This window comes from Acinetobacter sp. UBA1496 (assembly GCF_002324975.1).
Classification (GTDB): Bacteria; Pseudomonadota; Gammaproteobacteria; order Pseudomonadales; family Moraxellaceae; genus Acinetobacter; species Acinetobacter variabilis.
Window position 1 is genome coordinate 1 of record NZ_DCRI01000007.1, and the last position, 13,534, is coordinate 13,534.

Consider the following 13,534-nt stretch of genomic DNA (forward strand, 5'->3'; position numbering starts at 1 on the left):
TATTCCAAAAGCCCTCTGCTTACGCAGGGGGCTTTTTTTTATGCGTGGGGTTTAAATAGTTACAACTTTTTCTATTGATATTTTCTGATCTAAAAAATGAGTTAAGGAGTAATAAGGAGCAGCCAAAACTTCAGAGCTATTAGCTGCACCATATTGTTTGAAGTAATTAAATTTTATCTATTAATACTTCTTTAATATATTTAAGAATTTTCAATTATTTCTTATTGATCAAGCTGACGACGAGCATGTTTAAATGCTGTTCTTAGTCCTTCTTCTAAAGTCGGATGATAGTAAGGCTTTGCCAGAATCTGATGAATATCTTGCTCTGCATCAATCATCCAGGCTAGCATGTGTGCTAGATGTTCGGCTTGAGGGCAGAATAATTCAGCACCTAATAATTTTCCTGACTTTTTATCTATATATACTTCAGCTCCGCCTTTATTTTCTGCAAGGATTAATGCGCGTCCCTGTCTTTCGTAAGAAACAAAACCTCTAATATATTCCGTATTTTTCTCTTCTAGCTGTTTGAAACTTTGACCAATAATCGCCATTTCTGGTTGGCTAAATACGATTGCCAAAGGAGTTAGGGTAGAAATAGGTTGAACATCTGGAAAATTTAAGCAGTTTTGGACTACTTCTTTACCATTGTGAGCAGCTTCATGTTGAATTGGGGCATCAGGGGCTGCATCTCCAACAATAAAAATAGGGAAATTTGCTAATTGCTTGGTTTTTTTATTAATAGGTAGCTTTTTAACCTCTTGAAATTCAGAATTAATTTTTTCCAAATCTAATCGATCTAAATTAGAACTACGTCCAGTGGCTAAGAGTACATAATCTACTTCAATACTTTGCTTTTGATCATTCTCTATATAGTCAATTTTTACCTGATCATTAAGGAGTTTGACTTGATTTGGTAGGGTTTTAAATTTGATATCCAGCTCGTTATTTAGTTGCTCTCTAACCAAAGCTTGTAGAGTTGGACTGGTGAGTGCACCTATTTTCTGACTACGAGCAAACATAGTAGTACGTACCCCTAAACGTTGCATGGCTTGAACCAATTCAATTGCAATGACGCCACTACCAATCACTGCTAAGGATTTAGGTAAATGTGAAAGCTCAAAGATTTCATCAGAAGTCAGGAGTTTATCGCCTAGTTCATTTTTTAAGGTGCCATCAAAATTTGGTCGAGAGCCTACTGCAATAAGAAAACTTTTAGCTTGATAAGATTTTCCCTCTACTTGGACTGTTTGAGCATTAGTAAATTTGGCATGCCCTGATACTTTATGAGTTGAATCCCATTGTTCTACTTCTTTTAAAGTGGCCCGAATATAATGATCACGAAGCTTATGTAAGCGCTCCATAACAACTGAAGTATTTATTACTGCCTCATGTTTTAATCCGAAATTTTCTGCAGTTTTAATCTCATGCATACGATTAGCAGAAGAAATTAGAAGCTTACTCGGCATACAGCCTACACGAGCACATGTAGTCTCCCATGAACCAGCATTAATAATTAAAATATTTTGGGTATATTTAATAGCTTCTTTATAAGCACTAATTCCTGCTGTGCCTGCACCGATAATAATAATGTCATACATAAATTGCTTACCAATTCTCAGAACATGAATATTTATATGCATGATTTACAATGTTTCTGATGTAAATTATGTAACTAGATTGCTTATTTTTGATATTTTGAGTAAATTTTGTGTAAAAGCCAGAAGATTAACTTTTATGGCAGCTTAACTATTATATGCAGTGGGAAAAAACATGAGTTTGTTTATAAATTTAAAAAAATTAGGGGTTAACACGACTGTTTTAGCAACATCGATTTCTTTAGTTGCATGTGGCGGGGGGGGGAGTGACGGTTACTATAATAATGACAATAATAGTCAACCAAATACAGGAGGAAATAATGGAGGCGGCAATGAATCTACAGATAATACAGCTCAAGTTCCAGAAAGCTTGAATATTAATTTGCAAGATTCGAGTGGCCAAAATATTGTTCAGGTTGTAGATAATTCAACTGTACAAATTGCTGTTCAGGTCTTAAATGCAGATAAAGGTGGAATTTCTAGCAAAAATGTACGATTAGCGATTAATGATTCAGATAAATTAGGTGTAACAAGTAAAAGTTCCTTAGTTGCTACAGCTGAAGATGGTATTGCTATTTTTGAGCTTAAAATTCCTTCAATTAATATTGAATCTGGTAAAGTACAATTAACTGCAACTGTAGATGGCACACAAGTTAAACAGGTATATACCCTTAATATTAAAAAATCTAGTGTAATTGTTAGTGATTATACTCTAGATGTGCCACAAGGCCTTACGATTGATTTACCAAATGGGACAGTTGAATTTTTTGTCCAAGTGACTGATCCAAAAGGTGGTTCTAAGTCAGGACAAACCGTTGAATTGTCTTTACCTGCTGAGTTACAAGGATTGTTTGTAATTAGCAACGGATCATCTGTACAGACAGATAGTGAAGGTAAAGCAAATTTTAAACTTGTAGCAAATAAAAATTTAACTGCGGCACAAATTCAACAGCTTGTAGATACATCTAAAACACTAAACTTTAAACTCATTGATGAGCATCGTGCAGAAAAGCAAGCAACTACGTCTCTAACATTTAAAGATATTGCAACAATTGTCGATAAACTTGAAATTATTAAGCCTGATGCATCGATTGCTGCAAAAAATGGCGAAGCACGTATTCGTGTATATGCCAAAAATTCCAATAAACAAGATTTAGCAGGTAAAAAAGTTCGCCTGGAGACCAATCAATCTGGTCGTGGTGTGACCTTGGATAAAACTGAAGCCATTACAAATGCACAAGGTTATGCGGAATTTATCCTAAAAAGTAATTCTGATACACCACTTGCTTTGAAGGATGAAGGGATTGAACTTAAAGCAACTTTCCTAGAGAACCCTGAGAAATTCGCGACCATTACTGTTGATGTCATTACTGCAGATGATAGTGCAACCGATCAAGAAGCTATTCAACGTCTAGAAATCGCTTCATCTTATAAAATCAATGCAATGTCTGACAGTGTTGAAATTAAGGTCAAAGCGATTGCGAACAATGGACATGCTGCGAAAAAAGGTAAAATCAAACTTACCTTAAATAGCGAAGCTGTAGCAAATGCTGTTAAGTTTGAAGGCAGTAGTGATGGTGTTAACTTTGATTTAAATGAAAGTCAGTCTGTCGGCGCAGAGGGTTATGTCACTTTCAGAATTAAAACACCAGCATCGCAAACAGCAGCAGCTGTAGAAGCATTAAAGGCTTCAGGGATCACAGCGACGTTTACAACAGATAACGGTATTAGCAATAATATTAAAATTGTTGTTGAAGATAAGGCTGTTGCAACTGAAGCAGTTAAGTATCTCTTAATTGACCCAATTAATGAAAACTTTGATCCTACCAAGAACCAAGACATTACGATTAAAGTAAAAGCAATTGGTGAAAAAGGTGGCCCTCTTAAAGATGAAAAAGTATCAATTAAATCTTTACTTTCAGATGATCAGCTGAATAAGTTGAGTTTAAGTTTAAGTACAGCTGCTGAAGTTTTAACAGATGCAAATGGTTATGCAGAGTTTGTTTATAAGTATCAATATAATAAATCTGCAGAACAGCAAGCGTTAGCTAAGCAAGGGATTACTTTTACATCCACGGCATTATCTAATCAAAAGACTCAAACGATTAAAGTCAACTTCAATACAAAGAGTGTCAGTGACAAAGTCAGCCTTGATTACTTTACTTTAGATACTGATGGTTTAGCTCAAATTGCACTTAATCAACAAACTGAAATTGTAGTACGTACGCAAGCCTTTGGTGTTGATGGTGCAGTTCTTGCTAATCAAGAATTAGCTATTGGTATTGATGAAACTGCGATGTCAAATGGTGTTTCATATGCCACGGCAACTAAGCTTGTATCGGATGCACAAGGTAAAGTTGAATTTAAATTAAAAGTTGCAGCACGTAATTTGACTGAATTAAATACCTTGATTGAAAAAGGACTAACTGTTGCAGTAGTGTCTTATCGTAATGATGGTTCTAAGCATTCAGTTACTCGTAAAATTGATTTAGTTTCAAACTCGATTATTGACACTGGAACGAGTCAAGTGGATTACCTCATGGTAGATCCAATCTTAACCCGCTTTGACTATACGCAAAATCAAGAAATTACCGTTCGTGTAAAAGCATTAGATGTCAATGGAAGCCCATTAGCAAAAGAAAAAATTCAGTTAAAATCTGCCCTAACTAATCAGCAGATGCAGCAGTTAGGCTTAAGTTTTACGACCCAAGCAGAACAAATCACTGATGCATTAGGTTATGCAACGTTTAAACTTAGTTACCAGTATAACGAAACGCATGAACAAGAAGAACTTGCGAAAAAAGGTCTTACTTTCAATGCTTTGGCAAATGGTAAGGTCAGTAATATTCGCATTAACTTTAAGGCTCCGAGCGATAGTATCGACTTAAGTTTCTTTACTGTCGATACAGATGGACAAGCCTTAATTTCGACCACTACAGATACACCGATCAAGATCCGTGTCAAGGCAATGGGTACAGATGGTAAGGTTTTAGCTAACCAACGTATTAGTATTGGTATTGATAATACTGCAGTTTCAAATGGCGTAACGTATGCGACCTCTAATAACCTAGTTACAGATGCATTAGGTAATGCTGAGTTCGTTTTAAATGCGAAACCAAAGAATAAAGATGAACTGAATGCGTTGCTTGCGAGTGGTGTAACAGTTGCTGTTAAAGCAACTGCAAAAGATGGTTCTGAATATACAACGCTAAGAACGATTAAGCTTATTGAGCAAGAGCAAGCATCGCAAGTATCTTCACTACTAATCGATCCGTTACAAGCAGCATATGACTATACAAAAGACCAAACAATTCAAGTACGCGTGAAAGCGATTGGTCAAGCTGGTCAGTCTTTACGTAATGAAAAAGTGAGCTTAACGACAGCCCTTAGTGCACAAGAGTTAGCTGATCTGAATTTAAGTCTTGTTGGCGATGCGACGAAACTGACTGATGATTATGGTTACGTGACATTCACATTTGACTATAAATACAATGCACAGTCTCCTGCACAAAAGAAACTGCTAAATGGTTTTGAAATTAAAGCAACTGCTAATGGAAAGACGAATAATACGATTATTAACTTTAAAGCACCTGCAAATGAACAAGAAATCAATCTTGATTATTTAGTGGTATCTACAGGTGGTCGTGCAGTTATCTCAACCGATAAACCAACAGAAGTGACGATTACAGCAACTGCATTGGCAACAAATGGTCAGGCATTAAAAGACCAGACTGTGAAAATTGAATTGAATGAAACAGAAACCAATAGTGGTATTTCATTTAATTCTGCGACAGAAGTTGTGACCAATGCACAAGGACAAGCCACATTTAAAGTCAACATTGCACCAGAAAATGCATCTGAATTAGAGGCATTGCTTGCATCTGGTTTGAATGTTCGTTTATCTGCACAGCGTGTAGATGGTTCTGCATACAAAGTATCAAGAAAAGTTGAACTTTATAAGTCAGAAGCAGAAGCACCAAGTGAAGTTGATTACCTGATCATTGATCCAATTAGTGTTTATGACTACAGTAAAAATCATACCATTGCGGTACGAGTGAAGGCGATTGGTGAAGATGGTAGCGCATTACGTAATGAAAAAATCACATTGCGTCCTGAAAACATCTCAGGTGCAGAATTAGCGAAACTCAATTTGAGTTTAAATGGTGCTGCTGAGCAATATACCGATGATCAAGGCTATGCTGTCTTCGAATTTAGCTATAACTACGATGCAAAATCTACAGAGCAAAAAACCCTTGCATTGAAAGGTGTAGCGTTATTGGCGACTGCAAATGGTAAAGAGCAGCGCACAGTTATTAACTTTGCGGAAACTCAAACTAATACGCTTGATTATCTTGTCATTGATATGATTGGTAAAGCTGTCATTGATACGGATGTAGAAACTAAAGTTGTATTATCAGTGCTTGCAAAAGGTACTGATGGTTCAGTTTTGGCAAATCAAAATGTTCAGATTGAATTGACCAATGAAAATGGTATTAATCTTCTTACAGCTTCATCAGTAGCAACTGATGCAGAAGGTTATGCAAAATTTGAATTCAGTGTGCATCCAAAGAACCAACAGGAATTAGAAGCATTATTGACAAATGGCGTAACAGTAAAAGTCTCATCTGCAGTTGCTGATGGATCTGTTCGTCAAGCTCAACGTAAAGTTGAATTAGTACAAGCCGAAGAGCAAGTTGAATCTAAAGTTGAGACTTTAGTTATTGATCCAATCTCAAATTCATTTGACTATACTCAAGATCATACGATTCAAGTACGCGTTAAAGCATTAGATGCTGCTGGCAGTACGCTGAAAAATGAAAAAGTTGCAATCACAACTGATATTCAAGCGAAATTAGCACAACTCAACTTTAGTTTAAATGGAGCAGCTGAACAGTTTACTGGTGATGACGGCTATGCGACATTTGTATTTGAATATAAATATGCAGAATCTACAGTACAGCGTGAGATCTTAAATGGTGTAACTGTTACTGCAACTGCAAATGGAAAAACACAGACGACAAAATTGAACTTTAGAGAGTCTTTAACTTCAGAAGCATTAGATTATATTTCTATTGATACAAATGGTTATGCTGCGATTGAAGAAAACGTACAAACTGATATTACTGTTAAGGTACGTGCAATCAATGTGGGTGGTAAAGCACTTGCTAATCAAGATGTAACGATCAGCTATAATGAACAAGCACATAATAATGGTGTTTATTTACTTGATCCAACAGGTGCGAATGTTGGTGCACAAACCTTTACGCAAAAAACGGATGCTGATGGATATGTAACCTTTACCTTTAAGGCATTGCCACGTAATAAAGCGGAAGTGCAAAAGCTGATTGATGATGTGACTGGTGATTTACAGGTTACATTAACAGCTAAACGTGCTGATGGTTCGAATTATGAAGCTTCTCGCCGTATTGACTTAAGAGCTCCTGATGTTGAGTCTACACCTGCAGAAGTTTTAATTGATCCAATTCTGCAAGCATTTGATTATTCAAAAGATCAAAAAATCATTATTCCAGTAAAAGCGTTATCTGCTGATAAGGGTGCTTTACAGGGTGCAAAAGTTACGATTGATACACCGGATTTAACCCTAGCGCAGTTAAAAACAGCACAATTCACTTTAACAGGTGAAGCAACTAAGCTTACTGATGCCAATGGTTACGCTTATTTTGAGTTTGAATATAAAGCAGCAAGTACTCAAGAGCAGATTAAGCTGGTGAGTCCAGGTGTTCGTATCACGGCGACCACCAGCAATGGTAAAGCTGCTGTTCAAACCTTGAACTTTAAATCGCCAAATGCCGGGCAGATTCTAGATTACTTTACCTTAGATGCATCTGATTATGTTGTTACATTGGGTGTGAATACACCTAAGACGATTCAGGTGACAATTAATGCGAAAGATACACAAGGTAATGCACTTGCAAATCAAGTCGTGTCACTAGGTTTAAATGAAGCTGCTTTAAGTAATGGTGTAAGTTTCAACACGCCATCTCAAGTCATGACAGATGACAAAGGTCTTGCAACATTTAGAGTGACACTCAATCCTCAAAGTGATACAGAAATTGAAAACTTAGCTGCAAATGATCTTGAATTTACAGCAACTGCACGACGTGCGGATGGTTCTGAATATACGCTGGTTCGTAAAATTGAGTTAGATAAAGCTAAGGTTATTTTACCTGAATTAGCGAATCTTATCTTTACGACAGTAGATGATAAGCCATTAGATACAATTTCTGTTCTTGGTGGTGAAACACGCGTCAAAATTAAAGCAGTTGATAAAGCTGGTAATACAATTCCAAACACGCCTATCGCAGTTGCACTATCTAGTTTAACTTCTAGTCGTGTGACATTAAGCAATGTACCAACTCAAACTAACAGTAAGGGTGAAGCTGAATTTACGGTTACCGTTTCTGAGGGCGCATATGATGCTAGTTTGATCAAAAATGGTATTGTCTTTGCAGTAGTTGGTACGAACTTAAATAATGGCGATCGTTTACAGCAAACAAGTGTAATTGGTATCACCGCTCCAGCAAATGCTTTAAATCCGCGTTTAACCTCAGATGTAAAAACAGTGACAGCTGGGCAAACAATTAAAGTGTATGCAGCTGTTAAAGATGAAATGGGGATTAATACTGCTAATGGTACACCAATGCAATTAACTCTGAATCCAGAAGCGATAGCTGCAGGTATTAAGCTGAGTGCTGAAGGAGTGGTGATACAAGGAAACGGTTCAGTTCCTATTGACTTGATTGTGCCAAAAGGTATTACAAAAACAGTATTAAGCTCTATTATGGTTACGGGTACTATTCGTGATCCACGTGGTAATAAACTTCAGACGGATCTGACTTTTACTGTTCAAGATATTAGTAATCCTTATCACTTGACGATAGATAGCAGTCGAGTATCTTTATCATCATCAGGTGATAGTGCATTTGTAACAGTTAAACTTCTTGATGCGAATCAAGGTGGGGTTGCCAATGAAACTGTAACTTTAGCGATTAATGACCCACGTAATGCTACGAGTATTAATGGTTCTTCACAAATTACAACAAATGAGTTTGGTGAAGCTGTATTTGAAGTATCAATGAAATCATTACAGGGAATATTATCAACTCCTGTTCTACCAATTGAATTAACAGCAACACACACCACTGTAACAGGTGCTATAGTAACTCAACCTGGTAGTATTCAAGTCCATTCACCAACAGTTCTAGCACCAACATTAGATTTAAAAATCAAGTCATCTAAAGATAAATTGAATCTAAGAGGCGATAGTGTTGAAGTGTCTGTATTAGTAGTAGACTTAGAAGGATCAAGTCAAACTGGAAAAGCAGTAACTTTAACAATCCCAGCATACAGTCAAAATGGTGCTTATATTCGTGGTGCATCAACTGTAGAAAGTGATGAGAATGGTTGGGCAAAATTTACAATTGTTATTGATGAAAGCTTGCGTGATCGAAACTATGACTTTGCTACTGCTGACCTACGTGTAGAGGCTATTGTTAAGGATGAACAAAATACAGAACGACGTGTACCTCATCGTATTGATGTTGTAAATTCAGAAGTGCCAGTAACTGTTGGTTCTATTGCTGTTAACTTTAACCCAACAGAGATTACATCAACAGCTAATGGGGTTTATTATCAAAAAGAAGGTTCTGTTCAATTAGTTGATGTTGATGGTAAACCTGTTGCAAATCAGGATGTTGTTCTGGATGTTCGTCCAACTTCTTATGTCATCGGTGAATGGATGTTTGGTATTCAAAAAAATCCATGGAAAGTCGTGACTAAACCTGTTTTAGATGCAAGTGGTAATCCTCTAACTAATCCTGATGGGACACCTAAGACAGAAGATGTAAAAGAATTGGATGCAGTTTATCCATTCACAAACTTGAAAGGTTGGATTAAACCAAATGACTATTACTATCCACTGTTGAATTTTACACCGTCACAGACATTAATGCAGAATTTGACAACTACATGTCCAATTAATGCAAATACTTCAACTTGGGCAGCTAATGGTCAGGCATTACGTGTGGTTCGCTTCCTAGGTGGGACAGCAAATAATAGTACAACTCATCCATATACTGCGACCTATCGTACAGATAGCACGGGTAGATTTGATTTCATTATTGAATATCCAAAAGCTAATGCACAATGGGTATCTGTAGAGGTTGGTGCGAAAACAACACTTGCACAGACACCAACGAGAGGCTATACAACATTAACATTACCAAGTTTAGCTAGTGATTATGCGACTGATGGAAGTTATGCTCCGAACCGTGTAAGTCCATATACGACTTGTATTAATTGATCTAACTAAAAAAACAGCGCTTCGGCGCTGTTTTTTTTATAGGAGCTAAAATTCAAAAAATTAAATAGAAGTTCCCACACTGACACCCACAGTAGGCTTAAAATTAATTGAACTACAACCCATCAATGCAAGACTGCAACATATAACCAGTAAGAATTTATACATACGCCGATCTCTGAAACTAAAAGGAGATGTTGACTAAAAGTACATTTCCCCAAATACCTTAGTCATCCAGCAGATCCATCTGTTTCGCTAACTGATATAAATTATTGGAGCGATTTCCTGTACGGCAGAACATCAAGATTGGCTTTGGTAATTCGTTATAATGGTTAGCAAAAGTACGCACATCAAGCTCGGTAATCTGGCCAGCAACTACTGGCTGGAAGACATAATCCAGACCTGCACTACGAGCAGCCTCCTCAATTTGTACGCTGGTTGGCTGTTCAGGGCCACCTTCCATATCCGGACGGTTATTGATAATTGATTTAAAACCTTTTTCAACTACTTGAGAGATATGTTCAGGACCAATTTGGCCAGCAAAGCCTACATTTTCGCTCATGATGTCACTCCATTATGTCATTTATCTTGATATGCTTTATGATAGCATTAAGCTGAAAACATGATGGCCTAGTTCTGAAAAATTTATAAACGATTACAACTATAAAATAACGCAATGGAGCGCGTATGTACGCCTATACAGTCGAACCACTGTATGTCAAAAGCGGTCAGGAAGTGATTGCTGCGGATTTCTATCGTCCTCAACAAATTGACAAACCAGCTGTGATCCTGATGGCTCATGGCCTAGCGGCTTTACGTCATTTTAAACTGGTGCAATATGCCCAACGTTTTGCCAGTGCAGGTTATGCGGTGGTTCTGTTTGATTATCGCTATTGGGGAGGCAGTACCGGACGTCCGCGTGAACTGGTATCGATCAGTGCTCAAATTGAAGATTGGCGTACAATGATTCAGCATTTGCAGGTACGTAAATCCATTGATGCTAAACGGATTGTGTTATGGGGAACAGCATTGAGTGGCGGGCATGTACTGACATTGGCCGCAGAACTAAAAAATACTCAGGCGGTAATGGTCCAGGTACCCTTTGTAGATGGGGCAGAAAGTGCCAAACTTTATCCTTTGCAGCAATTGCCTAAAGCCTTGAAGATTTCCAGTCAAGATTATATGGGGGCAAAGGTAGGAAGAGCTCCCAAGACCTTACCTGTGGTTGATCGTCATGAACTCTGTTTTATGCCGACGCAAGATAGCTACGAAGGATATTTATCGATTGTGAATCCAGATTATTACTGGAGTGGCCATATCCCAGCCCGGGTATTCTTTAAATTGATGCGCTACCGTCCTATTCAGCAAGTCCGCAAAATCACTATTCCTGTCCTGTTTATCGCAGCACAACAAGACAGCCTAATTCCCATTGAAGCTAGCCGGGAAACCGTAACCAATATTGCACCATTTGTACAATATCATGAGTGGAATATGCGGCATTTTGATATTTATCATGGTGAATGGTTTGAAAAAGCAGTCTCGACCCAATTAGAATTCTTACATCAACATATTGGAGTGCGCTAGATGATCATTGTATGCCCGAATTGCCAGGCTAAAAATCGTATGCCTGAAGAAAAATTAACGGCCGATCCAGCATGTGGTCAGTGTCATCAGGCTTTGGTTCCACTGGCGCCGATTGAGCTAAATGAACAAAACTTTAGTCAGTTTGTCACCCATAGTGATCTTCCCATCCTGATTGATCTATGGGCAGACTGGTGTGGTCCATGTAAAATGATGGCACCGCATTTTGCTGCTGTAGCAAAAGAAAATCCACGGGTGGTATTTGCTAAAATTGATACCGAAGCCAATCCGCGATTAAGCTCAGCATTTAATGTGCGTAGTATTCCGACGCTGGTTTTGATGAATAAAACCAATGAAATTGCTAGAATAAGCGGTGCATTACGTTCAAGCGAACTACAAAAGTGGCTTGATCAGCAGTTAAATAATGCTCAATCCTAATTTAAAAAGCCTGGAGTTCAAGTGACAGATTCTCATATTAAACCAGAGGGAGTACTTTCCCTGCAGACGATTGCAATGCCTGCGGATACCAACTGGAGTGGAGATGTATTTGGTGGCTGGATTGTTTCACAAATGGACTTGGCGGGAGCAATTCATGCAGAGCGCTTTAGTAAAGGACGCTGTGCAACGATTTCGATTAACCAGATGACCTTCCTGGTTCCTGTGAAAGTCGGCGATGTCATTAGCTGCTATACCAAAATTCTAAAAGTTGGTAATACCTCAATCCAGATGCAAATCGAAGTATGGGACAGTCATGATAACTCACGTGCACCTGTACGCGTGACTGAAGGGGTATTTACCTTTGTCGCAGTGGATGTCAAAGGCAATAAACGTCCAATTCCGGATGAAGCAAAACAGAAATTTGCAGAATCTCAGCAGAACTCATAATTCATTAAATAAAAAATCCCAGATCATTGATCTGGGATTTTTTTGTCTGTATTGAAATTAGGCTGGCTTCAACTGATTCTTGGCAATCCAGGCCCAGAGCATCTCGCATTGAATCGGTGCTTCACCAGATTCATCAGTTACAATAACTTGTACTAGCGTTTCACCTTTTTCTGAACTCTGCATGAGTTCTTGTTGTTCAGGAGTTAAAGTAGCTACTGCAGTCATGGAGCCTTTAGTTGGACGCTTAAAGTCTACTTTTAGGCTTTTAATCAAAACCACTGCGCTGTCAGGTACATTCATTGCAGTCACAAAGCCGGTTGCTGTTTCTGCCAACAGTGCCATGGCACAGGCATGAATCTGACCGATATGGTTCTGCATGGCTTTATGATTGACCATACTCACCACAACTTTGGATGCACTGACTTCCTGATAGCGAATCTTGGCAGAGCCAACCATTGGAACCACTCGGCCAAAGGTCTTACTCAATAAAGCAGTACGCATACCTTGCGGTAATCTTGATGTCGCTTTGACCAGTTTGGTCAGTCGGTTGCTCTTTGTCATAATTCTATCTACAGACGTTGAGATATCTTAGTCTTTAAAGTTGTTGAACTGTAAAGGCAGACCGAATTGTTGTTCTTTCAGGAATGCCATCACTTGTTGCAAGGTATCGCGTTTTTTATCAGTCACACGAATCTTGTCGCCCTGAATAGAAGATTGCACTTTAATACCGCTTTCTTTAATGGCCTTATTAATTTTTTTTGCTGTATCTGAGTCAAGGCCATCTTTAAGCTTGATCACTTGAACTACATTTTTGCCTGAAGCGGTCATTTTTTGTGGATCTAGTGCCTGAATATCCACTTTACGCTTGAAGAAATGGTTTTCCAGCATGGTATACACTTGCTCACATTGGAAATCACTTTCTGTGCTAATTTTAATTTCCTTGTTTTTTTCATTCAGTTCAATAGAAACATCCTGTCCACGGAAATCGAAGCGGGTTGCAATCTCTTTTTGGGTATTTTGAACTGCATGATTTACTTCAAAAATTTCTAATTCAGAAACAATATCGAAAGAAGGCATAGTTTAGACCTTTACAAAGGGAAAGAATATCTGAGATGCTAGGGATGTTTTCTTCATTTGCCAAGTGTTGTTTACA

8 protein-coding genes are annotated in these 13,534 nt (G+C 38.1%); 4 read left to right on the forward strand and 4 right to left on the reverse strand.

Features of this window, described 5'->3' with window-relative positions; genetic code table 11:
- Positions 1–221: 221 nt before the first annotated feature.
- Positions 222–1,598, reverse strand: coding sequence for a dihydrolipoyl dehydrogenase (locus B3143_RS00695; RefSeq protein WP_286739157.1), 1,377 nt, complete (start codon positions 1,596–1,598; stop codon positions 222–224).
- Between the two features lie 172 nt (positions 1,599–1,770).
- Here B3143_RS00695 and B3143_RS00700 point away from each other — a divergent pair, with 172 nt between their 5' ends.
- Positions 1,771–9,918, forward strand: coding sequence for a hypothetical protein (locus B3143_RS00700; protein ID WP_286739135.1), 8,148 nt, complete (start codon positions 1,771–1,773; stop codon positions 9,916–9,918).
- 223 nt (positions 9,919–10,141) lie between these two features.
- Here B3143_RS00700 and B3143_RS00705 read toward each other — a convergent pair whose 3' ends face one another.
- A complete protein-coding gene (locus B3143_RS00705; RefSeq protein ID WP_004783676.1) occupies positions 10,142–10,477 on the reverse strand; it encodes a TIGR01244 family sulfur transferase in 336 nt (111 codons plus the stop codon).
- Positions 10,478–10,602: 125 nt separating this feature from the next.
- Between B3143_RS00705 and B3143_RS00710 the strand changes: the two genes are divergently transcribed.
- From B3143_RS00710 to B3143_RS00720, 3 genes are all read left to right on the forward strand, one after another.
- Positions 10,603–11,499, forward strand: a complete 897-nt coding sequence (locus B3143_RS00710) for an alpha/beta hydrolase (RefSeq protein ID WP_286739137.1) — start codon at positions 10,603–10,605, stop codon at positions 11,497–11,499.
- Positions 11,500–11,934 carry a thioredoxin TrxC gene (gene trxC, locus B3143_RS00715; protein ID WP_286739138.1) on the forward strand — a complete coding sequence of 145 codons (435 nt, stop codon included), beginning with the start codon at positions 11,500–11,502 and terminating at the stop codon, positions 11,932–11,934.
- 75 nt (positions 11,935–12,009) lie between these two features.
- Positions 12,010–12,381: an acyl-CoA thioesterase gene (locus tag B3143_RS00720; RefSeq protein ID WP_171523022.1), complete on the forward strand. Its 372-nt coding sequence runs from the start codon at positions 12,010–12,012 to the stop codon at positions 12,379–12,381.
- Positions 12,382–12,438: 57 nt separating this feature from the next.
- On the opposite strand, the gene B3143_RS00725 is transcribed toward B3143_RS00720, so the two are convergent.
- Positions 12,439–12,942 (reverse strand): DUF4442 domain-containing protein, encoded by a 504-nt coding sequence (locus tag B3143_RS00725; protein WP_286739140.1) that lies wholly within the window; start codon positions 12,940–12,942, stop codon positions 12,439–12,441.
- A gap of 27 nt (positions 12,943–12,969) precedes the next feature.
- On the reverse strand, positions 12,970–13,458 hold the full coding sequence (locus tag B3143_RS00730; RefSeq protein WP_004783667.1) for a YajQ family cyclic di-GMP-binding protein: 489 nt from the start codon (positions 13,456–13,458) through the stop codon (positions 12,970–12,972).
- Positions 13,459–13,534 lie beyond the last annotated feature (76 nt).